This window comes from Mycobacterium sp. SMC-2, assembly GCF_025263485.1.
Classification (GTDB): domain Bacteria; phylum Actinomycetota; class Actinomycetes; order Mycobacteriales; family Mycobacteriaceae; genus Mycobacterium.
The window spans coordinates 4,049,661-4,076,080 of the sequence record NZ_CP079863.1 but is presented as its reverse complement, the minus strand read 5'-3'; the positions used below and the strand labels follow the sequence as shown (position 1 = coordinate 4,076,080).

Here is a 26,420-nt window from a genome sequence, read left to right as displayed (position 1 = left end):
AGGTTTTTGTGTACTCCCTACAAAATAGCTCCGTAAGCTACGAGTTCGATACCGTGCCGCGACCTGTTGCCTGGGTCACTATGGCTCGGAGTGATCGCCGATAGCCGCCCTGACCGGCAGCGGAACCGGGGGCAGCGCGTTGGTGCCGACGCTAGCGGGAGCGGTCGGGTAGTTGAGCTGGCCGACGGTCGCCGCCACTCGCAGCACATATGCGTCGCGGGGCTGGGTGGGATCGCGTCCGGTGAAGTCGGTGATCCGCTTGAGCCGGTAACGCACCGTGTTTGGATGAACGAACAACTTTCTGGCACAAGCTTCAATCGCGCCGCCACAATCTAAGTAAGCGTCAAGAGTCTCGATGAGGGTGGGCCCCGCGGCGGCCAACGGGCCCATGACGTCGGTGTGCAAGGCCACGATCGCCGACGCGTCCCCCATCAGGGCGCGTTCGGGCAGGAGTTCCCGCGCCAGCACGGGCCGGGGCGCCCCACGCCAGCCGCCGACGGCGTTCATCCCCGAAATCGCCTCGCTCGCGCTGTGATAGGCCGCGGTCAGCATGGGCGCGGTGGGCCCGATGACCACCGGGCCGTCGGAGAAGGCTTGCAACAGGTCGCCGAGGAATTTGTCGGTAGGTGACAGTTGGCCCGACACGATGGCGACCAGCCAGGTGCCGTGCACGTCGGTGAGGGCCGCGCGGCCGTGCTGGGCGGCGACGTCGCGGACGTGCTGACTGGCCCGCTGGTCGTCGCCCGGCCCGGTCGTCCCGTCCCGGCCGGGGGCGGGGGCGCCGACCACGACCGTCGCCGGGGCGGTGGTGTCCCAGTTGAGCGCCGCGGCCCGGGACAACAACTCGGGGCCGGTGTCCCCGCGGACCACCGCGTCGACGACGCTGGCCTCCATCCGGCTGTCCCAGGTGCCGCGCGCCTCGGCCGCGTTCGCGTAGGCCGACGCGGCGGTGAACGCCAGGTCGCGGCTGTACTTCAAGACGCCCACCGTCAGGGCCGTCAGCTGCTCCTCGGAGCGGGCCACCAGCGGCAGCACCTCTTCGAAGAACTCCATAGTGACGCGCACCATGTCGACGCTGTGCCGCAACGCGATTCGGCGGGCCAGGTCCTGGGGCACCAGCTCGAAGGCCTGGGCGGTGTAGCTGACGTTGCTGTGCGGGTCCTGCATCCACTCGACGAAGTTGTTGATGGCCGTCTGCACCACCAGCGCCACGCTGGCCCGCTGCGACGCCTCCAGGTCGGCGAAGAAGGGCAACCGCTCCTGCATGACCGAGACCGCTTCGGTGGCCAGCCGGCCGGAGTACTGCTTCAGCCGGCGCAGCACGGAATCCGGCACCGTGTTCAGCAGTTCGAGCGGGGACCGGGGCTGCTTGGCGAATGGCCCGGCGAAGGGGTTGTCATTCACCCCTAAAACCTACGCCACAATTTGGAAGTATCCACCAAAGGGTGCGGGTGGTTTTTGGCGTCGTGGCCCCGGCTGGCCGGGCGAGGGCTCGCGGGGCGGACGTCAGGTGGCCGTACCCGCGTCGGACGACTGGCCCGGCGCGGCCTGCACGTCGTCGATCCGGTACTGGCGCGCGGCCGCGACCGGCACCGAGGGGTCGATCTCACCGTCGCGCGCCAACGCCTCCAGCACCGCGACCACCTGCGATTCGGCGTCGGTGTTGAAGTAGCGCCGCGCGGCGGGCCGGGTGTCGGAGAACCCGAAGCCGTCGGTGCCCAGGGTGACGAAGGTGCCGGGCACCCACGGCCGGATCTGCTCGGGGACGGCCCGCATCCAGTCCGACACGGCGATCACCGGGCCGGCGGCGTTCGCCAGCGCCTGGGTTACGTAGGCGGTGCCGGCGGGCCGATCCGGGTGACGCAACTTGGCCCTCTCCACGGCGATGCCGTCGCGGTTCAGCTCACCCCAGCTGGTCACCGACCACACGTCGGCTGCGACGTCCCACTCGGCGGCCAGCATCTCGGCCGCCCTCAGCGCGTCCGGCATCGCGACCCCGGAGGCCAGGATCTGCGCGGTGTTGGCGCGCTGTTCGGTGGCCGCGCGGTACCGGTAGATGCCCCGCAGTACGCCCTCGGGATCGAAGTTTTCGGGCTCCGGTGGCTGCTTGTAGGGCTCGTTGTAGATGGTGATGTAGAAGTACACGTTCTCCGGGTTCTCGCCGAACATGCGGGCCAGCCCGCTTTCCACGATGTAGGCGATCTCGTAGGCAAACGCCGGGTCGTAGGACACCACGGCCGGATTGGTCGCGGCCAGCAGCAGCGAGTGGCCGTCGGCGTGCTGCAGGCCCTCGCCAGTTAGCGTGGTGCGGCCCGCGGTCGCCCCGAGCAGGAAGCCGCGCGCCATCTGATCGGAGGCGGCCCACAGCAGGTCGCCGGTGCGCTGGAACCCGAACATCGAATAGAAGATGTAGATCGGGATCATCGGCTCGTTGTGCGTCGCATACGACGTGCCGGCCGCGATGAACGAGGCCGCCGCCCCGGCCTCGCTGATGCCCTCGTGCAAGATGTGCCCGGTTTCGCTCTCCTTGTAGGCCAGCATTAGGTCGGCGTCCACCGCCGTGTACAGCTGGCCGAGGCGGTTGTAGATCTTCAGCGACGGGAACCACGAGTCCATGCCGAACGTGCGCGCCTCGTCGGGAATGATCGGGACTATGCGCGGACCAACCTCCTTGTGCCGCAACACTTCCTTGAAGGTGCGCACCGTCGCCATGGTGGTGGCGACCTCCTGGTTGCCCGACCCCTTCTTCAGCGCGGCGTAGGTGTCGCGGCCGGGAAGCGCCAGCGCCTTGGCCTTGGTCCGGCGCTCGGGCAGAAATCCGCCGAGGGTGCGGCGGCGGTCGAGCAGGTACCGGATCTCCGGCGCGTCCGGGCCGGGGTGGTAATAGGGCGGGAGGTAGGGGTCCTCTTCCAGCTGGGCGTCGCTGATCGGGATCCGCATGGCGTCCCGGAAGTACTTGAGGTCTTCCAGCGCAAGCTTTTTCATCTGGTGCGTGGCGTTGCGGCCCTGAAAGTGCCCGCCCAGCGAGTAGCCCTTGATGGTCTTGGCCAGAATCACCGTCGGCTGGCCCTTGTGGTCGACGGCGGCCCGGTAGGCGGCATACACCTTCCGGTAGTCGTGACCGCCACGCTTGAGATTCCAGATCTCGGCGTCGGTCATGTTCGCCACCAGCGCCTTGGTGCGGGGGTCGCGGCCGAAGAAGTGGTCGCGCACGTAGGCGCCGTCATTGGCCTTATACGTCTGGTAGTCACCGTCGGGCGTGGTGTTCATCAGGTTCACCAGCGCGCCGTCACGGTCGGCGTGCAACAGGGCATCCCATTCGCGGCCCCAGACCACCTTGATGACGTTCCAGCCCGCGCCCCGGAAGAACGACTCCAGCTCCTGGATGATCTTGCCGTTGCCACGCACCGGGCCGTCGAGGCGCTGCAGGTTGCAGTTGATCACGAAGGTCAGGTTGTCCAGGCCCTCGAGCGCTCCGACGTGCGCCATGCCGCGGCTTTCCGGTTCGTCCATTTCGCCGTCGCCCAAGAAGCACCACACGTGCTGGTCGGAGGTGTCCTTGATGCCCCGGTCGTGCAGGTAATGGTTGAACCGCGCCTGGTAGATGGCGTTGAGCGGGCCCAGGCCCATCGACACGGTGGGGAACTCCCAGAAGTCGGGCATCAGCCGCGGGTGCGGGTAGGACGGCAGCCCGCCGCCGGGGTGGCTGTGCTCCTGGCGGAAGCCGTCGAGCTGGTCCGCGCTGAGCCGGCCTTCGAGGAAGGCGCGCGCATAGATCCCCGGGGACGCGTGGCCCTGGATGAAAATCTGGTCGCCGCCACCGGGGTGCGACTTGCCCCGGAAGAAGTGGTTGAAGCCGACCTCATACAACGCCGCAGACGACGCGTACGTCGAAATGTGGCCGCCCACACCCACTCCCGGGCGCTGGGCGCGGTGCACCATGATCGCGGCGTTCCACCGGATCCACGCACGGAAGCGCCGCTCGACGTCCTCGTCGCCGGGGAACCAGGGCTCGAGTTCGGTCGGAATGGTGTTGACGTAGTCGGTCGACGTCAGCGCCGGGATGGCCACCCGCTGCTCGCCGGCGCGTTCGAGCAGCCGCAGCATCAGGTACCGCGCCCGCGACGGCCCGGAGCGCTCCAGGAGTTCGTCGAAGGACTCCAGCCACTCCGACGTCTCTTCGGGGTCGATGTCGGGCAGGTACGACGCCACGCCTTCGCGGATCACCCGGACGCGGTCGGGTTCGCTTGGGCTGCTAGGGGTTTTGGCCAGATCGTGGCGCGCGAACTCGGTTGTCAACGCACTGCTCCTGTGGTTGGCGGGGCTTGTGCCCTCGGGGTGCTGTGCACCGTGTCCCTCTATCGTGCCGCACCGGCGTTTCGCGGGGCCAGCCGACGCCGGGTAGCTGACGCGGGTTCATCCGGCGGACACGAACTTGTGCGTAGCGGGGCGATCGGGAAGGCCACCCGGTAACGTCAGGAGCCGTGCTCATCGGATGGCGCGCCGTCCTTGGGGGGAGCGTCCCCAGGCGAGGTGCTCTGGCGCTCGGATGTATCGCGGCGACGCTGATGGGGATCGTGGGGTGTACCACCGTCACCAACGGCACGGCCACACCCGACACTCAGGTGGCACCGGCCTATCGGCAGTCTGTCTCGGCGTCGGTGTCCGCGTCGTCGGCGACGTCGCGGGTCCGCGAATCCCAGCGGCAGCAATCGCTGACCACCAAGGCGGTGCGCACCTCGTGCGACACGCTGGCCACCTCGAGCAAGGACGCGATCGACAAGGTGAACATCTTTGTCGGCGCGTTCAACGCGGGCCGCAACACCGGCCCGACCGAGGGCCCGGCCATCGACGCGCTCAACAACAGCGCCGACACCGTGAGCAACAGCTTGAGCGAGGCGCTGTCGCAGCAGCTGAAGGACGCCTTCAACACGTATATCGACGCGGCCCGCGGGGTGGCTAGCGCCATCGGCACCCACGCGGCGACCGGCGAATTCAATCGCCGGGTGGACCTGCTCAACGACGCCAAGACGAAGGCGCTGAAACTCTGCCTGGCAGTGTTCTGAGGCGCCCCGTGAGGCGCGGGTGTCGACCTGGTTGCGGCTGTGCGACGATAATCCCCATCGCACGGCACTGGACGGTTTAAGGAGGCTCCACGGTGGTCGCGGCGGATCACGCCCCGAGCTACGCTCGCAAATTGGGCATCCAACGAGACCAAGTTGTCCAGGAATGGGGCTGGGACGAGGACGCCGACGACGACATCCGCGCTGACGTCGAGGAAGCCTGCGGCGGTGAGCTACTCGACGAGGACACTGACGAGGTGGTCGACGTCGTGCTGCTGTGGTGGCGCGACGGCGACGGCGACCTGGTGGACACCCTGATGGACGCGATCGGCCCGCTGGCCGAGGACGGCGTGATCTGGGTGCTGACGCCCAAAACCGGCAAGCCCGGCCACGTCCTGCCGGCCGAGATCGCCGAGGCGGCCCCCACCGCAGGCCTGATGCCGACGTCGTCGGTCAACTTGGGTGACTGGAGCGCCAGCCGGCTGGTGCAGCCGAAGTCCCGAACCGGGAAGCGTTGATGCTGCCCGTTGGCGCCACCGCCCCGGATTTCACACTGCGTGACCAGAATCAACAGCGCGTCACCCTGAGCGCCTACCGCGGCGCCAAGAACGTCCTGTTGGTGTTCTTCCCGCTGGCCTTCACCGGCATCTGCCAGGGCGAGCTGGACCAGGTGCGCGATCACCTGCCCGACTACGAGAACGACGACAGCGCCACGCTGGCCATCTCGGTGGGACCACCGCCCACGCACCGGATCTGGTCGCTGGAAAGCGGGTTCACCTTCCCGGTGCTGTCGGATTTCTGGCCGCACGGCGAGGTCAGCCAGGCCTACGGCGTGTTCAACTCCGAGGCCGGCTACCCCAATCGCGGCACCTTCGTCGTCGACCGGTCCGGCGTGATCCGGTTCGCGGAGTGCAAACAGCCCGGTGAATCCCGCAATCAGCGGTTGTGGATCGACGCGCTGGGGGCTTTGCGGGGCTGAGTCGTTCGCGAGCGCGCGTGTTTGTACGTCGACACGCCGTGCGGGGCGGGCAAACACGGACGCTCGTCGCGGATGGCAAAGTTTTGGGTACTTGGGCTTGGTGCGTGTAGCCTGCCCGGGGCACAGGGCGCGTAGCTCAGTGGTAGAGCTCTGGTTTTACACACCAGCGGTCGGCGGTTCGATACCGTCCGCGCCCACAGGATTCGGCTCCGCGAGCGTAACGCCATGGCGACTTTCGGCTTGGATTTTCGCAGTGGGGCTACGCTCGCGGGCTGGGTGTTAGGTGGATCGTTGCTCGGGCGGCCCTGAGACCCACCACCGGGCGCCGGCGAGCACGGCAGCGTGCACCGCCCGTGCGATCCGGGCGCCGAACGCCGAGCGCGGCCCGCCGAATGCCTCCGCGGCCCCGTCCGTCGGACAGTGCACGACGATCGCATCCGAGGCGGTTCCGGTGGCCCGTATCCCGGTCTCGTGCAACGCCTGTGCCTTCGCCTCCGTCGCGGTGGCCACGGCGTTGACCAGGGCGGCCTGCGACAGCCGCACCGGCACCGCGACGACGACGTTGATCGTCCCGACGCGGTACGGCGACTCGCGGCGGAAGTGCCCGTCGGGCGCGGCCGCCCAGGCCGGGCTGGAGAGCCCCACGGTGGCGGCGGCATGCACGCCGCCGTCGGCGGCCAGGTGGTGGCGCGTCACGTCGACCGCCGTGAGCAGCCCGCAGCCGGCGCCGACGAGCCCGAGCGCGGTGCCGAGCTCGGTCAGGTGGCGGTCCGGGTCGGTCCGGTCGTAATCAAGTGGGACCGTTGCGTTGACCAACCAGTCCCGGGCACCGATGCCGCCGCCAAGCGGGCCCGAGGAGATGCACAGTCGAGGCTCGGCGAATTCCCAGACGAGGACCGGGAGCGACCGAGTGTGTTCCACCCGCGCGGTCAGCCTGGGACGCATGGTGTCATCCTCGCGGGCGAGCTATTGCGAGCGTAACCGGGCTGCGACTTTCGGCCGCGATCTTCGCGGTGGGGTTACGCTCGCGCAGTGGACGAGCAACCCGTGGAACCGTTTCTGATCGACGTCCCCGACGACGTCCTGGAAGACCTGCGGTCGCGGCTGCTGCGCACCCGCTGGCCGGAAGCCGAATGCGTGGACGACTGGAGCCAGGGCATGCCGCTGGCCTACACCCGCGACCTGGCCGGCTATTGGGCTGACGAATACGACTGGCGCTCGCGCGAGGCCGCGCTCAACCGCTTCGACCAGTTCGTCACCGAGATCGACGGGCTGGACATCCATTTCATCCACCACCGGTCGCCGCACGACGGCGCGTTCCCGCTGCTGATCACCCACGGCTGGCCCGGCTCGATCGTGGAGTTCCACAAGGTGATCGAGCCGCTGACCAACCCGGTGTCCGGGCGCGCCGAGGACGCCTTCCACGTGATCTGCCCGTCGCTGCCGGGATATGGCTTCTCCGGCAAACCCACGCGCACGGGCTGGGGCGTGGAGAAGATCGCCAAGGCCTGGGAGACGTTGATACTGCGCCTGGGCTACGACCGCTACGGCGCGCAGGGCGGCGACTGGGGAGCCGCGGTGACCACGCAGATCGGCCGCAACGGGGGCCGCTGCGCGGCCATCCACCTCAACATGCCGATCGGGCGGCCCACGCCGGAGTCCCTGAAGAACCCGACGGAAACGGAGCAACGGGCGCTGGCCGCATTGGCCGAACACCGCAAGTGGGGCACCGGTTATTCCAAGCAGCAGTCCACCCGGCCGCAAACTCTTGGCTACGGGCTGGTGGATTCGCCGGTGGGGCAGCTGGCGTGGATCGTCGAGAAGTTCTGGGCGTGGGCCGATTGCGACGGGCATCCCGAGAATGCGTTCAGCCGGGACGAGCTGCTGGACAACGTGATGGTCTATTGGGTGACCGCCAGCGGCGCGTCCTCGGCCCGGTTGTACTGGGAAAGCTTCAGGGTATGGGGGCAGATGGACCGGGTCGAACTGCCCACCGGGATAGCCGCTTTCCCGAAGGAACTCTTGAAGTCACCGCGGTCGTGGTGCGAGCCGGTCTACAACATCACACATTGGACGGACATGCCGCGGGGAGGACACTTCGCCGCGTTCGAGCAGCCGGAGCTGTTCGTCGACGACCTCCGCGCGTTCTTCGCGACGGTGCGCTAGTCCGCGTTGCGCCCAGTGTGCATTTCCCGACGAGACACGCCGTGGAAGCCGTTTGCACACTCGACGGCAAGGAGACGGCGCGGGCCTAGACGATCCGCCAACCCCGTCGTGCACGAAAACGCATGTCCCACAGGTAAATCTGGTAGCCGAGGAGCCAGATCCCGTGCGGTAGGAAGAGGTCGGCCAGCCGCAGCGCCGACAGCAGCCACTCGAACCGGCGCTGCCGGCGATCCGACCAGTCCAGCTGCATCATCGCCCGAAACTCCGGAGCCAAGAACCCCGTCGTCGCAAACAGGTTGAACGGGCCGGCCAGAACGCGCAACGGCCACGGCAGGAACGCCAGCGACGCCACCCCGCGCAAGTGCTCTCGCACCGGAGCGTCGATACGCAGCTCGTCGAGCGAGCGCTTCCAGTACTCGTCGAACGCCGCCCGGTCCGGCGGCCACATGTCCTCGGACACCTGCAGCGTGGTGGCAAGCCGCTTGGCGTCGAGATAGACGGCGTCGGCGGCCGCGTCGTCGAGCGGGCCGTGCAGGAACTCGTGCTGGTCGACGAAATAGCGGTACAGGCACGCGGCCACCCACAGCTGCAGTTTGGAGTCAAAGGCGTTGTAGGACACCGGGCTTGAGGACGTCGACCGGACCTGCCGGTGCGCGACGTCCACGGCGCCGCGGATCAACGCGCGGTCGGACTCGGTCCCGATGGTGGCCACCGCCAGGTAGGTGCCGGTGGTGCGGGCCCGCTTGAACGGATGCTTGTAGACGTTTCCGCTGTCGACCGGGCTTTCCAGCACGCCATACCCGACGCCGGGCAAGGACAACTGCATGATCACGTTCGCGGCGGGCAACAGCATCGCCGCCGGGTTCAACAGGTCGGCAACCCGGGTCGCGGGCCGCTTCGTTGCGGACGACGCCATGCCTTCGAGTGAACCACGTATCTGGGCGCGGGCGTTATGCCCGCCCGAAAACGGGCACGCCTGGGTGGATGAACGCCGAACCGAGCCCGCCGCCAGACGCCTTGCACGGAAGGTGGAACCGTGCCCCTTCCGGAAGTCCCGAGCCGGACACGACGGCGCCGGCGTCCTGGCTGTGGTGGCTGCTGGCCGTGCTGATCCTGGTGATCATCGTGCTGGCCATCTTGTCGGCGGCGTAGCCGGCTTCCCCGCGTGTGAGACGCTGCCAGGGTGTTGGCAACCCGGACCCGGCTTGCCGGCGTGCTGGCCGGCTACCTGGCCGACGTCGCGCTGGGCGACCCGACACGGGGACATCCCGTGGCGGCGTTCGGGCGGGCCGCCTCCGGGTTGGAGCGGGTGACCTACCGCGACGGCAGGGTCGCGGGGGTGGTGCACGTCGGCGTGCTGGTCGGGGCCGTCAGCCTGCTCGGCGCCGCGCTGCAACGGGTCGCCGAGCGCGGCGGCCCGGCCTGGTCGATCGCTGCCACCGCCGCGGCCACCTGGGTGTCGGTGGGCGGAACCTCGCTGGCGCGCACCGGCACGGCGATGTCGGAGTTGCTGGAACGCGGGGACGTCGAGGCCGCCCGTGCGCTGCTGCCGTCGCTGTGCGGGCGCGACCCTGCGTGGCTGGACGGCGCCGGCCTGACGCGCGCGTCGCTGGAATCGGTCGCGGAAAACACGTCCGACGCCCAGGTGGCGCCGCTGCTGTGCGCGGCCGTGGGCGGGATACCCGCGGTGCTGGCGTACCGCGGCATCAACACGTTGGACTCAATGATCGGCTATCGCTCGGTCCGCTATGCCCGATTCGGTTGGGCCGCAGCCAAATTGGACGATGCGGCCAACTACGTCGGCGCGCGGGCGACGGCGGCGCTGGTGGCGCTGTTCGCGCCCCTCGTCAGCGGGTCACCCGCGGGCGCGGTGCGGGCCTGGCGCCGTGATGCCGCCCGTCACCCCAGCCCCAACGCCGGCGTCGTCGAGGCGGCCTTCGCCGGGGCGCTGGGGGTGCGGCTCGGCGGCCCCACCCAGTACCGCCACGAGTTGCAGATCCGGCCCACGCTGGGCGACGGCCACGAGCCGACGGTGGCCGACCTGCGCCGCGCGGTGGCGCTGTCGCGGACGGTGCAAGCGGGCGCGGCCGTCGTGGCCGGGCTGCTCTGTTACCTGCGGCGGCCGTAGCGATCGGCGAGCTTGGCCTCCACGGTCTGCAGGGCCTGTGGGGCCTGTGCCGCCGCCGCTGCCTCGGATTGGCGTTGCTTTTCCCGGCGGCGGGCGCGGATCTCCGAATACGCGAAGTAGCCCAAACCGAGTGGGGCGACGATACCGAAGGAAATCCACTGGATCCCGTACGACAGGAACGGCCCGGCGTCCAGGTGCGGCACGCCGATCACGCCGAGCCCGCCGGGCTGGTCTTCGGTCAACTGAAGATAGGAGCCGGTCAGTGGCACCTTGGTCAGCGCCGAGACCTGCTCGGTGTTGATCGAATACACCTGCTGCACACCGTCTTCGGCGAAGGGGCCCTTGTCCCGGTCGACGGGTTCCGAGTCGCGTAGCCGCGCGGTGATCGCGACGGTGTCTTGCGGCGGGCGGGGGATCGTCGGGACATGGGAGCCCTGCTCGGGCCGCACGTAGCCCCGGTCGACGAGGACGGTGGGCCCGTCGTCGACGACGAACGGTGCCAGCACCTCGAATGCCGGCTTGCCCTCGATCACCCGCAACCGGGCCAGCACCTGGACGTCGGGCAGGTAGTGCCCAGTGGCCGTCACGCGGCGCCACTGCGCGTCCGGAGCCGACGAATCCTGCTGTGGCAGCAACGTTTTCAGCGGCACCGGGTCGGTGTTGAGGGAGTATTCGATCTGGCGGTTCTCCCGCGACGTCCGGTTGTGCTTGCCCAGCTGCCAGGGCGCCAGCACCGTGAAACACAGGTACGTGAAGGCGACGACCACCAGCGCCAGCGCGATCCAGCCCGGGCGCAGCAAAAACGCCAGCCGGCGCATCAGCCGGATCCGTTCCGGTCGAGTCGGTCGTCGACCCAGGCGTGCAGGCCGGGCAGCGAGGCCTCGATGACGGCGAAGACGTCCTCGAAGTCCCGCGCGTCGCCGTAGTAAGGGTCCTCGACGTCGAGGGCGTGGGCACCCGAACGCGGATCGAACGACCGCAGCATGCGCACCCGCTCCTCGTCGACGCCCAGCTCGCGCAGCATCCGAAGATGGTTGCGGCCAAGGGCGACCACCAGGTCGGCCGCGAGATGGTCGGCGTCGACCTGTGCGGCGCGGTGGTCGGTGGAGTAGCCGTGGGCGCGCAGCACGTCGGTCGCCCGGTGGTCGGCGCATTCGCCGACATGCCAGTTGCCGGTGCCCGCGCTGGTCACCCGCACCGCTTCGGCCAGGCCGCGGCGCTGGAGCTGGTCGGCGAACATCTTCTCGGCCATCACCGACCGGCAGATGTTGCCGGTGCAGACGAACGTGACGTGCAGCGGCTCGCGATCAGACACCGAGCACCGCCCGCAGCTCGTCGACGGTGGCGGCGTGCGTCGCGCCGGTGCCGCTGAATCCGTCGGGGAAGTCGTCCCGCCCGTAGCCCCAACCGACCACCACGGTGTCGATGCCGTGCGCGGCCGCGCCGTGCACGTCGTGGCTGCGGTCGCCGACCATCAGAATCCGCTCGGGCAGCGGGTGCAGCTGCTCCAGCGCGTGCGCCAGCACGTCCACCTTGGTCTTGCGCGAGCCGTCGGGGCTCGCCCCGGCGATCACCTCGAAATTCTGATCGAGCCCGAAATGGGCCAGGATGCGCCGCGCCGTCGGCTCCAGCTTCGAGGTGGCCACGGCCAGCCGGACACCGGCGGCGCTCAGGTCGGCCAGCAGCGGCTCGATGCCGTCGAACAGCGTGTTCATCGCCCAGCCGCGGCTGCCGTACTCGGCGCGGAAGGCGCTGATCGCCCGCTCGGCGTCCTCGCCGAGCATGGTGCGGAAGGTGTCGTCCATCGGCGGGCCCACGATCTGCGCCACCAGGTCGCCGTCGGGCACCGCGACGCCGACATGGTCGAGCGCGTGCAGGAAGCTGGCCACGATCCCCTCCGCGGAGTCGGTGAGCGTGCCGTCGAGGTCGAAGATCACCAGCTGGGCCGTCAGGGCGGGCGACGGGCGATCGGTGGACGTTGTGCTTGTCACCTCACCATTGTCCTCGATGGTCCGGGCCGGGTGTGACGGTGTCGCTGCCACGCGCCCCGGCGGCCCACTAGTGTTTCTCGGATGGCGAGTCTGAACTTGAGCCCGCCTGCGGCGCGCTATCACGGTGACCAGGCCGTCGCACCCGGGATGCTGGATTTCGCCGTCAACGTCCGTCACGCGCAACCGCCCGAGTGGCTGGTGCGCCGGCTGGCCGCGCGGCTGCCGGACTTGGCGCGCTACCCGAGCGCCCAGGACGTGCGCGCGGCGCAGGACGCGGTGGCCGAGCGCCACGCCCGGCCACACAACGAGGTGCTGCCGCTGGCGGGGGTGGCGGAGGGGTTCGCGTTGTTGAGCAACCTGCGTCCGGCGCGGGCGGCGATCGTCGCGCCCTCGTTCACCGAGCCGGCCGCGGCGCTGACCGCGGGCGGGGTGCCGCTGCACCATGTGGTGCTCGAGCCGCCCTTCGGCCTGGACGGGGTGAGGATTCCCGACGACGCGGACTTGGTCGTGGTGGGCAACCCGACCAACCCGACCTCGGTGCTGCACACCCGCGAGCAGCTGCTGGCGTTGCGCCGGCCCGGCCGCATCCTGGTGGTCGACGAGGCCTTCGCCGATTCCATCCCGGGCGAACCGGAGTCGCTGGCCGGTGACTCGCTGCCGGATGTGCTGGTGCTGCGCAGCCTGACCAAGACGTGGGCGCTGGCGGGATTGCGGGTGGGCTATGCGCTGGGCGCACCGCAGGTGTTGGCCCGGTTGACCGCGCAGCGGGCCCACTGGCCGGTGGGGACGCTGCAGTTGACGGCGATCGGGGCGTGCTGCGGCCGGCAGTCCGTCACCGAGGCGGCGGCCGGTGCCGCACGGTTGGCGGAGTTGCGCGCCGAGATGGTGGCCGGCCTGACGTCGGTGGGCGCCGAGGTGGTCGACGGCCGGGCCCCGTTCGTGCTGTTCCGCCTGCCGGACGCCGTTGGGGTCCGAGAGGCCTTGCGAGACAGGGGGATCGCCATCCGTCGCTGTGACACGTTCGTCGGCTTGGACAAAAGCTACCTGCGGGCGGCGGTGCGCCGGGAGTGGCCGCTGCTGGTCCAGGCGATTTCGGAGGTACGGCGGTGAGCGTGCGGCTGGCCGACGTCATCGAGGTGCTGGACGAGGCCTACCCGCCGCGGCTGGCCGAATCGTGGGACTCGGTGGGCCTGGTGTGCGGTGACCCCGACGATGCGCTCGAGTCGGTGACCGTCGCGGTCGACGCGACCCCGGCGGTCGTCGACGAAGTTCCCGACGGCGGGCTGCTGCTGGCCCATCACCCGTTGCTGTTGCGCGGGGTGGACACGGTGGCGGCCAGCACGCCCAAGGGCGCGCTGGTGCACCGGTTGATCCGAACGGGGCGTTCGCTGTTCACGGCGCACACCAACGCCGACTCGGCCACGCCGGGCGTCTCTGATGCGCTGGCTCACGCCCTCGGCCTCACCGTCGAAGCGGCCCTGGAGCCGCGGACGGCCGCGCCCGACCTCGACAAGTGGGTCATCTACGTGCCGCGCGAGAACGCGGAAGCGGTGCAGGCGGCCCTGTTCGAGGCCGGCGCCGGGCACATCGGCGACTATTCGCACTGCAGCTGGAGCGTCAGCGGCATCGGGCAGTTCCTGCCGCACGAAGGGGCGTCGCCCGCGGTGGGCAGCGTCGGCACCGTCGAGCGGGTGGCCGAAGACCGGTTCGAGGTCATCGCGCCCGCCCGGATCCGGGCCGCCGTGCTGGCGGCGATGCGCGCCGCCCATCCATACGAGGAGCCCGCGTTCGACGTCTACGCGTTGCTGCCGGTGCCCGGCGACGTCGGCTTGGGCCGCATCGGCACCTTGCCCCGGCCCGAACCGCTGCGCGACTTCGTGTCCCGCGTCGACGCCGCCCTGCCGCGGACGTCGTGGGGCGTCCGCGCGGCCGGCGACCCCGACATGCCGGTGTCCCGGGTCGCCGTCTGCGGCGGCGCCGGTGACTCGCTGCTGACAACCGCGGCCGGCGCGGGAGTGCAGGCCTACGTCACGGCCGACCTGCGGCACCATCCGGCCGACGAGCATCGCCGGGCCTCCGGTGTGGCGCTGGTGGACGTCGCGCACTGGGCGAGTGAATTCCCGTGGTGCGAGCAGGCCGCCGACCTGCTGCGGTCCCGTTTCGGTGCGGAGCTGTCGGTGCGGGTATGCAGCATTCGCACCGACCCATGGAATATGGGGCGGTGCGGCGGACAGACCGGGGGTGAGGCGTAATGAAGGCCGAAGTCGCTCAGCAGCGTTCGCTGCTCGAGCTGTCGAAGCTGGACGCCGAGCTGTCCCGCATCACGCACCGGGCCAGCCATCTGCCGGAACAACAGGCCTGCGAGCGGGTGCAGGACGAACTCAACGCCGCCGGCGACCGCGTGGGTGCGATTCGAATCGCGTTGGAGGACATCGATATTCAGGTTTCGCGCTTCGAGTCCGAAATCGAGGCGGTGCGGCAGCGCGAAGACCGCGACCGCTCGCTGCTGCAATCCGGCAGCGTCGACGCGAAGCAACTGTCGGAACTGCAGCACGAGCTGGAGACCCTGACACGCCGGCAGGCCAGCCTGGAAGATTCGCTGCTGGAGGTGATGGAGCGCCGCGAGGAGCTGCAGTCCCAGCTGGATGACGCGCAGGGCAGGGCCGAGGCGCTAGAGGCCGAATTGGCCGAAACCCGGCAGGCGCTGGACGCCGCACTCGCCGAAATCAGCGAAGCCCGCCAGGCGCACTCCTCGCGGCGCGACACGCTGAGCGCCGAATTGGACCCCGCGCTGTCGGCGCTGTACGAACGGCAGCGCGCCGGGGGAGGGCCGGGCGCTGGGCCGTTGCTGGGGCGCCGGTGTGGTGCCTGCCGCCTCGAGATCGACCGCGGCGAGATGTCGCGCATCTCGGCCGCGGCCGAAGACGACGTGGTGCGATGCCCGGAGTGTGGTGCGATCCTGTTGCGGGTCAAGGGGTTCGACCAATGAGAGTCGTGATCGAGGCCGACGGCGGGTCGCGGGGCAACCCCGGCCCGGCCGGATACGGCGCCGTGGTGTGGACGGAGGACCACTCGACGGTGCTGGCGGAGAGCAAGCAGGCCATCCACCGGGCCACCAACAACGTGGCCGAATACCGGGGCCTGCTGGCCGGTTTGGACGAGGCCCTGCGGGTCGGCGCCACCGAGGCGGCGGTCTTCCTGGATTCCAAGCTGCTGGTGGAGCAGATGTCGGGGCGGTGGAAGGTCAAGCACCCCGACCTGATCCCACTGCACACCCAGGCCCGAGAGCTGGCGGCGCGGTTCGAGCGGATCCGCTACACGTGGATTCCGCGGGACCGCAACTCTTATGCCGATCGGTTGGCCAACGAGGCGATGGACGCCGCCGCCGCCGGCGACCCGGCGGGAGAATCTGAGCAGCCCGCGGCGGAGCCCGCGAAAACCCCTGCGGCGCCATCCCCGCAGGCACCCGGCTGGACCGGAGCGCGCGGCACACCGACCAGGCTGCTGTTGCTGCGACACGGCCAGACTGAGCTGTCGGCGCAGCGCCGCTATTCGGGCCGCGGCAACCCGGCGCTCACCGAAGTGGGTCGCCGGCAGGCCGACGCCGCGGCGCGCTATCTGGCACAACGCGGCGGGATTTCGGCGGTGTTCGCCTCGCCGCTGCAGCGGGCCTACGACACCGCGGCCAGGGCGGCCAAGGCGCTCGAGCTGGATGTGACCGTCGACGACGACTTGATCGAAACCGATTTCGGCGCCTGGGAGGGGCTGACCTTCGGTGAGGCCGCCGAGCGGGACCCGGAGCTGCACGGCCGCTGGCTTCGTGACACCGGCACCACCCCGCCGGGCGGGGAAAGCTTCGACGACGTGCTCGATCGGGTCGTGAAGGCCCGCGAACGAATCATCGCCGCGCACCCGGGCACGACGGTGCTGGTGGTGTCGCACGTGACGCCGATCAAGATGCTGTTGCGGCTGGCGCTGGAGGCCGGGCCCGGCATCCTGTACCGGCTGCACCTCGACCTGGCGTCGCTGAGCATCGCCGAGTTCTATTCCGACGGGGCGTCTTCCGTGCGCCTGGTGAACCAAACCGGTTACCTCTGAGGGTCAGATACCGCCTTCGGTCGCGTAGCATCCCCGTATGAGAAGGACATTCGTCGCGACGTTCGCCTTCGGGTTGATCCTCGCGTTGTTCGGTTTAATCTGGGCGCTTCAGGGATTCGGAGTGCTTGGCGGTAGCCCGATGAGCAACACCACGACCTGGTCCGTCATCGGTCCCATCACGGTGTTGATCGGCATCGCGATCGCGGTCGTCAGCTGGCGGAGACTCTCTTCGAAATAGTGCGTCACCCCGCCACGGTGAAGTTCACCGTGTGCCAGCCGGTGGCGCCGTCGGGAACGGGAGCGGCCCTGTCCGCGGTCTGGGTGGATCCGGTGTTGTCGGTGGCGCGCACAGTGATGCTGTGCCTCCCAGGGCTTTTCGCCTGCCAGGGAAAACTCCACAGCCGCCACGTCTCGTTGGAGTAGCTCGCGCCCTGTTCTGCGGGCTGCCATGCGCCGCCGTCGATGCGAACTTCCACGGACCGCACGCCGCGGTTCTGCGCCCACGCGACACCGCCGAACACCACCGGCCCCATCGGCACCTGCTGACCAGCTTTCGGCACGTCGATCCGCGACTCGGTCTTGACCGGTGCACGCGGTGCCCAGCCCTGCCGCGTCCAGTACGCCTCCGCCTTGTCGAAGCGGGTCAGCTCCATATCGACGACCCACTTGGTGGCCGACACGTACCCATAGAGCCCGGGTACGACCAGCCGGGCCGGATAGCCATGCTCGATCGGCAGGGGCTGACCGTTGAGCGCGACCGCCAGGAGCGCGTCGCGGCCGTCGGTGAGCGCATCCACCGGCGTGCCGGCGGTGAAGCCGTCGATCGACGTCGAAAGCACCATGTCGGCGTCCGGGTGCACTCCGGCCGCCCCCAGCAGATCGGCCACCCGGTAGCCCGTCCAGATCCCGGTCGAAATAAGGTTGCCGCCAACGGGATTGGATACGCAGGTTAGCGTCGCCACCTTCTCGACGACGTCAAAGCCGGCGAGGTCGGCGAAGCTGTAGGTTGCTTCGCGGTCCACCATGCCGTGGATGCGCAGCCGCCACTCGCCGTGGCTGAGTTGGGGAACGGTGAGCGCGGTGTCCACTCGGTAGAAGTCGGCGCTGGGAGTGACAAAGCTCGGGAGCGCAACGCCTTTCGGTTGCACGTCAGCCGGTATCGGGGGCGCCGATGCGCGCGGTCGGGGAAGCGTGAAGTTGTTGCGGTCCGCGGCCACCGAATGCACCAATCGCGTGATGACCGCACCCGCCACGCCACTCGCGATCCCGAATCCGAGCAGTCCGAGCACCACCAACCTGCGCCTGTCGGTATCCGCTTCGTCTCGATCGCCACGGTGTTCTTCGGGGCCTCCCGGCCAGAACCGACGGGTCAGCAAGCGTAGGGTCGCCACCCCACAGGCCGTGCCGGCGATGGTGGGGATCGTGTCGGGTGCCGTCGCGCCCTGCCGGGACAACACCGCGACGCATCCGAGCGCACCCGCCGCGGTGATCGCGGCGCTGCCGAACGGGCGACGCCGGGTCTCTAAGGTCCCGGCAATTGCGGCGATCGCAGCGATCGCCACGAGCACCGCCACGGCTAGGAAGAGTTTGTCCAGCGATCCCAGGGTCTGAATGGCCCACTCTTTGATCGGGCCCGGCGAAAGGTCCACGACCGCCGAGCCGATCGCCGCCCGCGCGTCGGCCCGCGCACCGAACGGGATGCCCACCAGCTGGGCTATCCCGAGCGCGACGGCCGCGGCGGCGACCCCGGCGATCATCCGCTCGTTCGACGCCGCGGTGGCCATCGGAGTTACGTTCTGCCTCAACGGGACAGCGTGATGGCGCCTTCGGGGCAGTTCTGCTCGGCGGTGACGGCCTGCGCCTCGAGTTCGCCGGACACGTCGCACACGAGCACGACGGAGTGGCCGACCTCGTCGGAATCGAAGACGTCGGGCGCCAGGGTGTAGCAGCGCCCGTGCCCGGTGCACCGTTCGGTGTCGACGAGAACGCGAGTCATCAGCGGCGCTCCTTTTGCTCTGCGTCGTCGCCGGCGCGGGTTATGGCAGACGCATCGTAAGCCTAGTTCGCGAATGGCGCACGAGGTTGTCTCGGAGATAGTCGGTGCCTGTTGGCGGCGGTTTGCGCCTGCGTCGCCGGGCGGCGTGGCCCGCGCGGCATCGCTCAGCCCAGCATGGCCAGCGCAGTGTCGTAGTTAGGCTCCTGCTCGAGTTCCGGCACCAATTCCGTGTATGCGACATTGCCGTCGGGGCCAATCACCACGACCGCCCGGGCAAGGAGCCCCGCCATCGGACCGTCGGTGATCGTGACGCCGTAGTCCTCGCCGAAGCTGTCACGGAACGCCGAAGCTGTCTTGACGTTGTCGATGCCTTCGGCGCTGCAGAAGCGTTGAAATGCGAACGGCAGGTCTTTTGACACGCACACCACGGGCACACCGGTCCCCGCGGCGCGCTCGTTGAAGGTCCGCACGGTCGTCGCGCAAACCGCGATATCGACGGACGGAAAAATGTTCAGCACCAGGGTCTTGCCGCGAAACTGCTCGGTACTGATCACCCACAGGTCGGAGCCGATCAAGTTGAAGTCGGGGGCTTTTGATCCGATGGCAGGCAGCTCACCGACGGTGTTGATCGGGTTTCCATTCAGGGTTATCTGTGCCATGGGCACAGTGTGCCAGGGCGGCTTGAGTCAGGTCGGGATGTTGCTGAATTAGTGAGTATCGGAAACGAGAGGGGCAATTACTCACTTAGTCGCGGTCGAGGGGAAGCCGACGAAAGTTCAGCCCGTGAGGGCGTATCTGGGCAATAATCGCCGCATGCGTGATGGACTCAAACGCCGCTGGCAACGAGCAACTCAGCTCAGTTATCTCAGCCCGTTCGAACGCAGGCTCAACCGATCGCTCTGGGCGCTGGCGTGCGTTGCCCTGTCCTACTGCATTGCTCAGCACGTTTTGCTCGCCAACATTCCGGAAGCCTTCCGAGGTGGTGAGCGACTCGGCAGCGTTGGTTTCCACCTCGCCAACGGCTACGTGGAAGCGTTCATCTTCTACCTGCTTGTGGTCCGGCTGCCGTTGCGGCGAGATCGCCAAAACATTTACAAGAACCTGGAACCGCTGATCGCCCGCGTCGTTGCCGAGGCGACGAGCCTCATGGGCACATTGCACCAAGCGGCAGGCTTCGATAGCCATCGAGAGAATTCGCTGGCGAACGTTCAAGAGACGTGTAGCAAGATCGGACCGGAAACGCCTACCAACATGCTGATTGCGTCGACAAGCCCTGCGGCGCACGCCCCGGTGTTCGATGCCATTCGCTACCACATGGACCGCGCCCGCCGGGTAAATCGAGAGATTCTCGACCTCTCGGCGTTCGTCGCGTCGGAAGTCATCTGCCTTGTGAACGACATCGAAAGCCACGGCTATTTCGAAGCGTTTGAGTTCGTCTACCCCTTGTTCAAGGCCAACCAGCTCGGTAAGTCCGACCTGTCGATTCTCAGTCGGCACATCTTCGACTATTTGTTGGTTGTCGACCGACTTGACGCCTATCGCCGCGAGTTCCTTCCGGAGCCGTCACCGCGACCCGCGTACCTCATTTCGGGCTCAATGCGCGATAGCGACGAAGTTCCGCTACGACACTTCTGGACTCCCGAGCGAGGAGGCGGAGGAATCCGGATGCCCAAGAGGCCCGGTGAAGGGCACCGAGCCTCGCAGGCCGCCAAGGTCTGAGCAGCGTCGAAACCGCAAATCAGGACGCCTGGCTAAGGCACCGGGAAGGTCAGCGGCAGCGATTCGACCGATCTCAGCGCGCGGGTGTAGGCGAGCTCGAAGCCGGGGCGGATCTCGTAATTCGGTATGCGCCGGTGGAATTCACGCAGCGCCACCCGCAGCTCCATGCGGGCCAGGTGAGAGCCAAGGCAGCGGTGCGGCCCGCCGCCGAACGCCCGGTGCCGGTTCGGGTTGCGGCAGAAGTCCACCAGCTCGGGCTCCGGGAACTCGGCCGGATCCGTGTTGGCCGCGCCGAGCAACGGGGTGACCCGTTCCCCTTTGGTGATCGGGCAGCCGCCCACCTCGACGTCCTCCATGGCCACGCGAACGACACCCGGTACGGGTGTCTCCCAGCGCAGCAGCTCCTCGACCGCGCTGGGCAGCACGTCCGGTTGCTCGACCAACTGGCGACGGTGGTCGGGATGGCGGGCCAGGTAGACGAAGAAGCAGTCCAGCGAGTCGGTGACCGTGTCCAGCCCGGCGATGAGGAACAGGAAGCAAATGTCGAGCAGCTCTTCCCGTGACAGCGGCCGACCCTCCTCGTTGAGGTTCGCAGCGATCATCGCCGAGAGCACGTCGTCGCGCGGGTTGGCGATGTGGTCGTCGATGGCGCGCTCGAAGTATTCGTAGATCTGTTCTGCCGCGGACGCCGCGGCCGTTCCGTGCTGTTCGTAGTTCTTGGCGCCCTCCGGGCGGATCACGCCGTCCTTCCACTCGAGGAACTTGTCGAGATCCTCCAGGGGCAGGCCGAGCAGCTGCAGGAAGACCGTGCAGGGCAGGGGCACCGCGAACTCGGCGTGGAAGTCGCATTCCCCGCGATCGACGAAGGTGTCGATCATCTGGTTCACCAGCTCGGTGACGCGCGGTTCACGTCGGGCCATCTCCCGCGGCGTAAACAGTGGATCGAGGATGCGGCGGTACTTGGCATGCTCGGGCGGGTCTATCTGCAGCGGGATCAGCGGCCGCACGTTACCGAGGTTGACCGCATCCATGTTCGAGGAGAACAGCTCGGTGTGTTTGAGCGCCATCTCGATGTCGGAGAGGCGGCTGAGAACGACCGCCTCGGGCGACCGGAACACCGGGCTGGAATCGCGCAGTGCTTTGTACATCGGCTGGGGCTCCGCGAGACCCTTTGCCGTCTGATCGACGAACCCTTCGGTTTGTGTCATCAGGTCAGACTGACATCAACATTCCCGTTGGGCAATGACCAATGCTAAGCGGTCGCCAAAACTGCCGATCACCTCAGGCCGCATCGTGAAAGATCAGCCCCAGGGCATAGCGTTCGCCGGACCGCACGACCGAGACGCCGTGGCGTACCGGCGCCGCGGACCAGCCCCGGCTAGAAGCGATCGGCCGCTCCCGCGTGGTGAACACAAACCCGTGCCCCTGCGGCAACTGCGTTGAAGTGCCGCGGGATTGCGCGCGTGGCCGCTGTTCGACGAGGAGAAACTCGCCGCCGGTGTAGTCGGTGCCGGGTTCGCTCAGGTTGATCACCACCTGTAGCGGAAAGACCAAGTCGCCGTAGAGGTCTCGATGCAAGGCGTTCCAGTCGCCCGGGCCGTACCTGAGCATCAGCGCGGTGGACCTGGTTTGGCCGGTCGCGTGGCAGGTTGCCAGCCAATCGTCGAGGCTGTCCGGCCAGGGCGCATCGCGGCGTAGCTTGCCCCACCAGTCCCGGGCTATCGGCAACAGCCGCGGATACAGCCCCTGTTTGAGTTCTTCGATCGGGTCGGGATAGGGCGCGTGGAAGTAGCGATACTGCCCGGCGCCGTACCGCCTGGGCGCCATGTCGACGGTCGAGCGGAACAGGCTGTCGTCGTCGTAGAGCCTGCGGAGCCGCGCGGCCTCGCTGCTGGTGACCAGCCGCGGCAGCAGTGCCCCGCCGTACTCGTCGACCGCGGCGGCGATCGCGTCCCAGTCGCCGGAGTCGACCCGCCTCTTCCACCGGGACATCGACGTCCTCTCGTGTTCGGATCCGCCCGGTCCACGATAGGCCGCCGAGTCCAATCCGCTGGCCCGGGAATTGTCCGGCGAGTACCGTTGTTGTTCGCGGACGAGTTGGCCGGGCGGCCGCGGACCGTCGCGAGGCGGTTCGAGGAAAGTCCGGACTTCGCAGAGCAGGGTGATTGCTAACGGCAATCCGAGGTGACTCGCGGGACAGTGCCACAGAAAACAGACCGCCACCCTCGCGGTGGTAAGGGTGAAACGGTGCGGTAAGAGCGCACCAGCATCCCGGGTGACCGGGGTGGCTAGGCAAACCCCACCCGAAGCAAGGCCAAGAAGGCCGCACCGCAGGTGCGGCCGCGCAGGCGTTCGAGGGCTGCTCGCCCGAGCCTGCGGGTAGGCCGCTCGAGGCACCCGGTGACGGTGTGTCCAGATGGATGGTCGCCGCCGCGTAGCTCCGGTCGCCGGAGGTGTGCGGAACAGAATCCGGCTTACAGGCCAACTCGTCCGCCCCGCTTTTAGCGCTGGGCCTTGTGCACCGCCTTGGCGAGTTTGCGCAACGCGTCGTCGAGCTGTTGTGTGCACCGCTCGGCCAGGTCGGCCTCCTGCTGGTACAGCAGGCCGTAGGTGAAGGTGTCCTCCCCGGCGGCGTGGGCGGCTTCGGATTCGTGGCGCAGGTGTTCGCGGCTGACCACGCTGTCCTGGTGGTCGCCGAGCAGCGACTGGATGGCCTTCGCCTGCTCGGACACGTTGTCCGCGCCGGTGGCCGCGGCGGTGTAGCGAAGTCGCTTGGCGCGCTTGCGGATCCGGTGGACCGCCTCGTCGCGCTCGTGGTGGCCTTCCGGGTGCTCCCGCCGGACCTGGGCGGCGGCCTTGGCGGCCTTGCGGACCTTCTTGTAGGCGGCGTCGATGGTGACCGGCGCGTGTTCTTCACCCGGGGCGCTGCCGGGGGACTGGGCGGCTATCGCATCGAGGGCGTTGAGCAGCCGGAAGTAGCGCTGCGACCGCATGGCCATCAACGAGCGGCGCAGCCCGGTCTGGTAGCGCCGCTGGGCGCCGCCGACCAGCCGCTCGTGCACCGGCCCGCGCACCAAATCCGGCGTCAGCGCGTCCAATTCACGCTCGTAACGCTCGGCGAGCACCTCGGCGTCGCGCGCTGTGCCGAGGATGCCGGCCAGCTCGCGCAGCTCGTCGAGAACCCACGCATCGTCGGGCAACCCGAACGACTCCTGGTAGTCGCGCAGCAGGCTGCGCAGCTTGCGGGTGGTGACCCGCATCTGGTGAATGGAATCGAAGGCGTCGGCCCGCACGGCGCGATCCCACACCAAGAGCTCGCGAATCTGCGCGGCCACCGCGCGCTGCAGCGGGTGCTCGGCGGGCTGTTCGCCGTTGGGCGGCGGCGTGGTGCCGAGCACCCGCGCCAGTTTGGAGGCGTGACCGGCGGGCACGGCGCCGGCGTCCAGCAGCCGGTTACCCAGCCGGTTCAACAGGCCGGTGTCCGGGGTCTCGTTCGTCTCGACGAGTTCCAGTTCCCACTCGCGCCACTCCTGCTGCGTGGGCTCCAGGTCGGCGTCATCGGAACCGCGCGCCGACCATGCGGTGACGCGGTCATTGCTGAACTCCGCCAACGGCGCGCCGTCGGCCGAATACAGCACCTGGCTTTCGCGTTGGGTGGTGATGCGCGCGACCGGTTGCAGGGGGCGGTCGCGGACGATCGCCAGCACGACGTCGACCAACTCCTCGGGCACGGTGTCGGGGCCGGACGCATCCAGCGGCACCCGGACTTCGGTGCGGACTTCGGGCCCGGCCGGCAGTTTCAGGTGCCATCCCGCGTCGGAGCCACCAGTGCGGCGGCGCAGGGTGATCTTGTTGCGGGCGAGGTCGTGTGCCGGGGTGTCGAAGTACGTCGCGTCCAGTGTCTGGGTCGGCGACTTGTCGACGCGCGCCACCGCGGCAATGCCCTCGAACGATGGTGAGACGGTGTGCTCGTCGACGTCGAACTTGCGCTCCACCTCTGAATGGCGCGAGCTCTGCGGCGCTTTTGCAGGCATTTTCGGCTCCGTTGAGGGCGCGTCGCCGCGGCCTTGAAACGTCGTGGACGGTGGTGATGGGCTCCCATAGCCTGCCATACCGCGGCCAGGCGAATGGCGGCGATGGCCGCTGTCCGCGTGGTCCGTCGTCGGCCCCGGTGCTACGGCGGCGGCGGGGGAGGGGGCGTGGTGTCTTCCGGCAGCGGCGCATACGCGTTTGGCGGCGGGACATAACGGGCGATGTTGTCGCCGATATCGGTGCACCCGCTCACCGAAATGCGCCGGCCCCCGCCGACGCAGATGGTCGCCTCCGCCCGGTCGGGGGAATGCGTGACGACGAGGATCCCGGGAACCGAGGCCATTCCCGCGAACGCCAACGCGATCCAGCGGCGCGCATCCATGTGAAGAGCTCCTTCCTGCCACCGTGAACCGCTTCGAGCCATCGCGGTGGGCGGGCAGAGAATTGGAGTATATCGACGCCGCAGCCGGTGGCGGTCCGATTCGTCCGGGGCGGGCGCGATTGTTCGTCGCCGAATGGCCCATGCGCTACCCGAAGACACCTTATGGTTTGCGGTACGTCCTACGGATGCCTGACCAAGGAGCGCTTTATGGTGTCTTTTGCCCGCGGCATGACTCGAGCGATTGCCGGCGGAATCGCGGCCGGCGCGGCCAGTGTGGCAATGCTTTTCACCGGCGCCGGAGCGGCCGGCGCGGATCCGGGACCGGACGCCCCGGACCCGGCGCCCTCGCCGGCGCCCAACTGCACGGCGGCCGACCTGGCCCAGATATCCGCGGGCGTCGCCGCGGCGACGTCGGCCTACCTGTTCACCCATCCGGACGTGAACGCCTACTTCACCAGCCTGAGGGGCCAGTCCCGCAACGATATCCGCGACCAGCTCAAGCAGTACATGGATGCCAACCCGCAGACGCACGCCGACCTGGAAGGCATTCGCCAGCCGCTGACCGATTTCCAGAATCGGTGCCAGTAGCTCAGCTCGGCGGCGGCGCTTCGCGCAGGTGCATCGCCAGGCCGCCCAGCTGGCGGATCGTCTGAATCTCGGGATCCCGGAACGGCCGTCCGTCGGGCGCGAGCAGGTCGTGGAACCATACCTTTGGCATCGTGGGGTACGGATGCTCCCACGAGTCCCAGGGAAAATAGGTCTGCGTCTTGCCGGCGACCACCCCCCAGTTGAACGCACCCACGTTGTAACGCTTGGCGATTGGCAGGATGGCCTCAACAGTGCTGCCCAAGGGCCGAGCCATGTACTCGGTGCACAGGATGGGGCGTCCATACGGGACAAGCTCGTTGATGCGGGTCTCAAACCACGCCGGCTTGTCATAGGAGTGGAACGTGATCACGTCGGAGTTGTCGAGCTGAATGCCGCTGATTGCGCTGCGGCGCCCGGGGTCTGCCCACTCCCCGTGCCATACGGCACTCGTCAACGGCTGACAGGGGTCTACCGCGCGTGCCCACTCGAACACCTGCGGGAGCAGGTTCGCGACGACGGCTTCTTTGTCTTTCCTCTCGACGGCGCGATATTGGCGCGAGGGGTTATCGGGCTCATTCCACAGGTCCCAGCCCAAAACGCGGTCGTCGTTGCGGAATTGGGTCAGCACTCCGGTGACATAGTCACGCAGCGTGTGGGCGTAGCCGGGGTCGTCGATGCGTTGCGCGCCCGGACTCTGCACCCAGCCGGAGTTGTGGACGCCGGGCCTCGGCGGGCGCTGCGGACCTGCCTGCGGGAGCGGGTCCCAACAGGAGTCGAACAAGACGAAGAGGGGTTTGATGCCGTGGCGCGCCGCGATGTCGACGAACTGTGAGAGACGGCCCTGGAACCCTTGATAGTCCTGCGCCCAGAGCAGATCATGCAGGAAGACCCGGATCGTATTGAACCCGGCTGACCGGGCCCAGCCCAGCTCGGTATCAATGCGCTGCGGGTCGAAGGTGTCGGCCTGGAACATCTCCAGCTGGTTGATGGCGTTCGACGTGATGTAGTTCGCGCCGACCAGCCAACCTTGAGCTCGGTACCAGTTGGCGGCACGGTCTGGTGACCATGGGCTTGATTTCGGCGAGGCGGGGGGCGGTTGCGCGGCGGCGTGCGGTGCGCGGGCCAGTGCGGTGCTACCTGCCAGTAGCAGCGGCGACTTCAGCACCGTTCGGCGGTGCACGAACTCACCGCGAATCCCCCGGTCGATGTCTTCACCTTTGCTCTCAGCGTCGAGACTCAATCCAAGAGCAATCGTACCCGCCTGCCACACAACAAGTT

General features: G+C 68.5%; 28 protein-coding genes, 1 tRNA gene and 1 other RNA gene. 15 read left to right on the top strand and 15 right to left on the bottom strand.

Going from position 1 to position 26,420, the window contains the following annotated elements; translation table 11 throughout:
* Window positions 1–78: 78 nt before the first annotated feature.
* Window positions 79–1,404 (bottom strand): CdaR family transcriptional regulator, encoded by a 1,326-nt coding sequence (locus KXD96_RS19070; protein WP_260738788.1) that lies wholly within the window; start codon window positions 1,402–1,404, stop codon window positions 79–81.
* A gap of 102 nt (window positions 1,405–1,506) precedes the next feature.
* Window positions 1,507–4,299 (bottom strand): pyruvate dehydrogenase (acetyl-transferring), homodimeric type, encoded by a 2,793-nt coding sequence (gene aceE / locus KXD96_RS19065; protein WP_260738786.1) that lies wholly within the window; start codon window positions 4,297–4,299, stop codon window positions 1,507–1,509.
* A gap of 185 nt (window positions 4,300–4,484) precedes the next feature.
* Here aceE and KXD96_RS19060 point away from each other — a divergent pair, with 185 nt between their 5' ends.
* From KXD96_RS19060 to KXD96_RS19045, 4 genes are all read left to right on the top strand, one after another.
* Window positions 4,485–5,066, top strand: coding sequence for a hypothetical protein (locus KXD96_RS19060; RefSeq protein ID WP_260738785.1), 582 nt, complete (start codon window positions 4,485–4,487; stop codon window positions 5,064–5,066).
* Window positions 5,067–5,158: 92 nt separating this feature from the next.
* A complete protein-coding gene (locus KXD96_RS19055; RefSeq protein WP_260738783.1) occupies window positions 5,159–5,581 on the top strand; it encodes a DUF3052 domain-containing protein in 423 nt (140 codons plus the stop codon).
* A complete protein-coding gene (locus tag KXD96_RS19050; protein ID WP_260738781.1) occupies window positions 5,581–6,042 on the top strand; it encodes a peroxiredoxin in 462 nt (153 codons plus the stop codon). Before KXD96_RS19055 ends, KXD96_RS19050 begins: the two co-directional genes overlap by 1 nt.
* Window positions 6,043–6,167: 125 nt before the next feature.
* Window positions 6,168–6,239: transfer RNA gene (locus KXD96_RS19045), tRNA-Val, on the top strand.
* An 82-nt stretch (window positions 6,240–6,321) separates the two neighbouring features.
* Here the strand turns inward: KXD96_RS19045 and KXD96_RS19040 are convergent.
* Window positions 6,322–6,987, bottom strand: a complete 666-nt coding sequence (locus KXD96_RS19040; RefSeq protein WP_260738778.1) for an adenosylcobinamide amidohydrolase — start codon at window positions 6,985–6,987, stop codon at window positions 6,322–6,324.
* A 102-nt stretch (window positions 6,988–7,089) separates the two neighbouring features.
* On the opposite strand from KXD96_RS19040, the gene KXD96_RS19035 reads away from it, so the two are divergent.
* Complete coding sequence (locus KXD96_RS19035; protein ID WP_260745451.1) at window positions 7,090–8,208, top strand: epoxide hydrolase family protein; 1,119 nt, start codon at window positions 7,090–7,092, stop codon at window positions 8,206–8,208.
* Window positions 8,209–8,293: 85 nt separating this feature from the next.
* Here KXD96_RS19035 and KXD96_RS19030 read toward each other — a convergent pair whose 3' ends face one another.
* The gene (locus tag KXD96_RS19030) at window positions 8,294–9,124 is read right to left on the bottom strand and encodes an oxygenase MpaB family protein (protein ID WP_260738777.1); all 831 of its coding nucleotides are present in this window, start codon (window positions 9,122–9,124) and stop codon (window positions 8,294–8,296) included.
* Between the two features lie 68 nt (window positions 9,125–9,192).
* Here KXD96_RS19030 and KXD96_RS19025 point away from each other — a divergent pair, with 68 nt between their 5' ends.
* Both KXD96_RS19025 and KXD96_RS19020 read left to right on the top strand, forming a co-directional pair.
* The gene (locus KXD96_RS19025; RefSeq protein WP_260738775.1) at window positions 9,193–9,360 is read left to right on the top strand and encodes a hypothetical protein; all 168 of its coding nucleotides are present in this window, start codon (window positions 9,193–9,195) and stop codon (window positions 9,358–9,360) included.
* Window positions 9,361–9,391: 31 nt separating this feature from the next.
* Window positions 9,392–10,336: a cobalamin biosynthesis protein gene (locus KXD96_RS19020; RefSeq protein WP_260738774.1), complete on the top strand. Its 945-nt coding sequence runs from the start codon at window positions 9,392–9,394 to the stop codon at window positions 10,334–10,336.
* Here the strand turns inward: KXD96_RS19020 and KXD96_RS19015 are convergent.
* From KXD96_RS19015 to KXD96_RS19005, 3 genes are read right to left on the bottom strand one after another with little or no spacing between them, the layout of a single operon-like run.
* Complete coding sequence (locus tag KXD96_RS19015) at window positions 10,318–11,154, bottom strand: SURF1 family protein (RefSeq protein ID WP_260738770.1); 837 nt, start codon at window positions 11,152–11,154, stop codon at window positions 10,318–10,320. The two genes, KXD96_RS19020 and KXD96_RS19015, sit on opposite strands and share 19 nt — an antisense overlap.
* Window positions 11,154–11,588, bottom strand: coding sequence for a low molecular weight protein-tyrosine-phosphatase (locus tag KXD96_RS19010; protein WP_396878842.1), 435 nt, complete (start codon window positions 11,586–11,588; stop codon window positions 11,154–11,156). The genes KXD96_RS19015 and KXD96_RS19010 overlap by 1 nt, the downstream gene beginning before the upstream one ends.
* Window positions 11,589–11,643: 55 nt before the next feature.
* On the bottom strand, window positions 11,644–12,327 hold the full coding sequence (locus KXD96_RS19005) for an HAD-IA family hydrolase (protein WP_260738767.1): 684 nt from the start codon (window positions 12,325–12,327) through the stop codon (window positions 11,644–11,646).
* An 81-nt stretch (window positions 12,328–12,408) separates the two neighbouring features.
* Here KXD96_RS19005 and cobC point away from each other — a divergent pair, with 81 nt between their 5' ends.
* The 5 genes from cobC to KXD96_RS18980 are packed head-to-tail and all read left to right on the top strand — an operon-like array spanning window position 12,409 to window position 16,663.
* On the top strand, window positions 12,409–13,437 hold the full coding sequence (gene cobC / locus KXD96_RS19000; protein WP_260738765.1) for an Rv2231c family pyridoxal phosphate-dependent protein CobC: 1,029 nt from the start codon (window positions 12,409–12,411) through the stop codon (window positions 13,435–13,437).
* Complete coding sequence (locus KXD96_RS18995) at window positions 13,434–14,579, top strand: Nif3-like dinuclear metal center hexameric protein (protein WP_260738763.1); 1,146 nt, start codon at window positions 13,434–13,436, stop codon at window positions 14,577–14,579. Before cobC ends, KXD96_RS18995 begins: the two co-directional genes overlap by 4 nt.
* Window positions 14,579–15,316, top strand: a complete 738-nt coding sequence (locus tag KXD96_RS18990; RefSeq protein WP_260738761.1) for a zinc ribbon domain-containing protein — start codon at window positions 14,579–14,581, stop codon at window positions 15,314–15,316. Before KXD96_RS18995 ends, KXD96_RS18990 begins: the two co-directional genes overlap by 1 nt.
* Window positions 15,313–16,425 (top strand): bifunctional RNase H/acid phosphatase, encoded by a 1,113-nt coding sequence (locus tag KXD96_RS18985; RefSeq protein ID WP_260738759.1) that lies wholly within the window; start codon window positions 15,313–15,315, stop codon window positions 16,423–16,425. The genes KXD96_RS18990 and KXD96_RS18985 overlap by 4 nt, the downstream gene beginning before the upstream one ends.
* Window positions 16,426–16,462: 37 nt before the next feature.
* The gene (locus tag KXD96_RS18980; RefSeq protein WP_260738757.1) at window positions 16,463–16,663 is read left to right on the top strand and encodes a hypothetical protein; all 201 of its coding nucleotides are present in this window, start codon (window positions 16,463–16,465) and stop codon (window positions 16,661–16,663) included.
* Between the two features lie 4 nt (window positions 16,664–16,667).
* On the opposite strand, the gene KXD96_RS18975 is transcribed toward KXD96_RS18980, so the two are convergent.
* From KXD96_RS18975 to tpx, 3 genes are all read right to left on the bottom strand, one after another.
* On the bottom strand, window positions 16,668–18,209 hold the full coding sequence (locus KXD96_RS18975) for a molybdopterin-dependent oxidoreductase (RefSeq protein ID WP_260745450.1): 1,542 nt from the start codon (window positions 18,207–18,209) through the stop codon (window positions 16,668–16,670).
* A 17-nt stretch (window positions 18,210–18,226) separates the two neighbouring features.
* Window positions 18,227–18,421: a ferredoxin gene (locus KXD96_RS18970; protein WP_260738756.1), complete on the bottom strand. Its 195-nt coding sequence runs from the start codon at window positions 18,419–18,421 to the stop codon at window positions 18,227–18,229.
* A gap of 164 nt (window positions 18,422–18,585) precedes the next feature.
* The gene (gene tpx / locus KXD96_RS18965) at window positions 18,586–19,080 is read right to left on the bottom strand and encodes a thiol peroxidase (protein ID WP_260738754.1); all 495 of its coding nucleotides are present in this window, start codon (window positions 19,078–19,080) and stop codon (window positions 18,586–18,588) included.
* Window positions 19,081–19,234: 154 nt separating this feature from the next.
* Here tpx and KXD96_RS18960 point away from each other — a divergent pair, with 154 nt between their 5' ends.
* Window positions 19,235–20,140 (top strand): hypothetical protein, encoded by a 906-nt coding sequence (locus tag KXD96_RS18960; protein ID WP_260738752.1) that lies wholly within the window; start codon window positions 19,235–19,237, stop codon window positions 20,138–20,140.
* A gap of 32 nt (window positions 20,141–20,172) precedes the next feature.
* On the opposite strand, the gene KXD96_RS18955 is transcribed toward KXD96_RS18960, so the two are convergent.
* Window positions 20,173–21,348: a cytochrome P450 gene (locus KXD96_RS18955; protein WP_260738751.1), complete on the bottom strand. Its 1,176-nt coding sequence runs from the start codon at window positions 21,346–21,348 to the stop codon at window positions 20,173–20,175.
* Between the two features lie 73 nt (window positions 21,349–21,421).
* Window positions 21,422–22,132 carry a 2OG-Fe(II) oxygenase gene (locus tag KXD96_RS18950; protein ID WP_260738750.1) on the bottom strand — a complete coding sequence of 237 codons (711 nt, stop codon included), beginning with the start codon at window positions 22,130–22,132 and terminating at the stop codon, window positions 21,422–21,424.
* Window positions 22,133–22,233: 101 nt separating this feature from the next.
* Between KXD96_RS18950 and rnpB the strand changes: the two genes are divergently transcribed.
* Window positions 22,234–22,633, top strand: an RNA gene (gene rnpB, locus KXD96_RS18945) — RNase P RNA component class A.
* An 8-nt stretch (window positions 22,634–22,641) separates the two neighbouring features.
* Here rnpB and KXD96_RS18940 read toward each other — a convergent pair.
* Window positions 22,642–24,174, bottom strand: coding sequence for a CYTH and CHAD domain-containing protein (locus KXD96_RS18940; RefSeq protein ID WP_260738748.1), 1,533 nt, complete (start codon window positions 24,172–24,174; stop codon window positions 22,642–22,644).
* Window positions 24,175–24,314: 140 nt separating this feature from the next.
* The gene (locus tag KXD96_RS18935; RefSeq protein ID WP_260738745.1) at window positions 24,315–24,554 is read right to left on the bottom strand and encodes a hypothetical protein; all 240 of its coding nucleotides are present in this window, start codon (window positions 24,552–24,554) and stop codon (window positions 24,315–24,317) included.
* A gap of 207 nt (window positions 24,555–24,761) precedes the next feature.
* Between KXD96_RS18935 and KXD96_RS18930 the strand changes: the two genes are divergently transcribed.
* Window positions 24,762–25,142, top strand: coding sequence for a heme-binding protein (locus KXD96_RS18930; RefSeq protein WP_396876987.1), 381 nt, complete (start codon window positions 24,762–24,764; stop codon window positions 25,140–25,142).
* Window position 25,143: 1 nt separating this feature from the next.
* Here the strand turns inward: KXD96_RS18930 and KXD96_RS18925 are convergent, their stop codons facing one another.
* A complete protein-coding gene (locus KXD96_RS18925; RefSeq protein ID WP_260745448.1) occupies window positions 25,144–26,322 on the bottom strand; it encodes a cellulase family glycosylhydrolase in 1,179 nt (392 codons plus the stop codon).
* Between the last annotated feature and the right edge of the window lie 98 nt (window positions 26,323–26,420).

Excerpts from the sequence above, each read along its gene's own strand:
- KXD96_RS19050 (WP_260738781.1), top strand. The coding sequence starts at position 5,581 with ATGCTGCCCGTTGGCGCCACCGCCCCGGATTTCACACTGCGTGACCAG.
- KXD96_RS19040 (WP_260738778.1), bottom strand. The coding sequence starts at position 6,987 with ATGCGTCCCAGGCTGACCGCGCGGGTGGAACACACTCGGTCGCTCCCG.
- KXD96_RS19030 (WP_260738777.1), bottom strand. The coding sequence starts at position 9,124 with ATGGCGTCGTCCGCAACGAAGCGGCCCGCGACCCGGGTTGCCGACCTG.
- KXD96_RS19025 (WP_260738775.1), top strand. The coding sequence starts at position 9,193 with ATGAACGCCGAACCGAGCCCGCCGCCAGACGCCTTGCACGGAAGGTGG.
- KXD96_RS19015 (WP_260738770.1), bottom strand. The coding sequence starts at position 11,154 with ATGCGCCGGCTGGCGTTTTTGCTGCGCCCGGGCTGGATCGCGCTGGCG.
- KXD96_RS19010 (WP_396878842.1), bottom strand. The coding sequence starts at position 11,588 with ATGGCCGAGAAGATGTTCGCCGACCAGCTCCAGCGCCGCGGCCTGGCC.
- cobC (WP_260738765.1), top strand. The coding sequence starts at position 12,409 with ATGGCGAGTCTGAACTTGAGCCCGCCTGCGGCGCGCTATCACGGTGAC.
- KXD96_RS18990 (WP_260738761.1), top strand. The coding sequence starts at position 14,579 with ATGAAGGCCGAAGTCGCTCAGCAGCGTTCGCTGCTCGAGCTGTCGAAG.
- KXD96_RS18985 (WP_260738759.1), top strand. The coding sequence starts at position 15,313 with ATGAGAGTCGTGATCGAGGCCGACGGCGGGTCGCGGGGCAACCCCGGC.
- KXD96_RS18980 (WP_260738757.1), top strand. The coding sequence starts at position 16,463 with ATGAGAAGGACATTCGTCGCGACGTTCGCCTTCGGGTTGATCCTCGCG.
- KXD96_RS18975 (WP_260745450.1), bottom strand. The coding sequence starts at position 18,209 with ATGGCCACCGCGGCGTCGAACGAGCGGATGATCGCCGGGGTCGCCGCC.
- KXD96_RS18970 (WP_260738756.1), bottom strand. The coding sequence starts at position 18,421 with ATGACTCGCGTTCTCGTCGACACCGAACGGTGCACCGGGCACGGGCGC.
- tpx (WP_260738754.1), bottom strand. The coding sequence starts at position 19,080 with ATGGCACAGATAACCCTGAATGGAAACCCGATCAACACCGTCGGTGAG.
- KXD96_RS18960 (WP_260738752.1), top strand. The coding sequence starts at position 19,235 with ATGCGTGATGGACTCAAACGCCGCTGGCAACGAGCAACTCAGCTCAGT.
- KXD96_RS18955 (WP_260738751.1), bottom strand. The coding sequence starts at position 21,348 with ATGACACAAACCGAAGGGTTCGTCGATCAGACGGCAAAGGGTCTCGCG.
- KXD96_RS18950 (WP_260738750.1), bottom strand. The coding sequence starts at position 22,132 with ATGTCCCGGTGGAAGAGGCGGGTCGACTCCGGCGACTGGGACGCGATC.
- KXD96_RS18940 (WP_260738748.1), bottom strand. The coding sequence starts at position 24,174 with ATGCCTGCAAAAGCGCCGCAGAGCTCGCGCCATTCAGAGGTGGAGCGC.
- KXD96_RS18935 (WP_260738745.1), bottom strand. The coding sequence starts at position 24,554 with ATGGATGCGCGCCGCTGGATCGCGTTGGCGTTCGCGGGAATGGCCTCG.
- KXD96_RS18930 (WP_396876987.1), top strand. The coding sequence starts at position 24,762 with ATGGTGTCTTTTGCCCGCGGCATGACTCGAGCGATTGCCGGCGGAATC.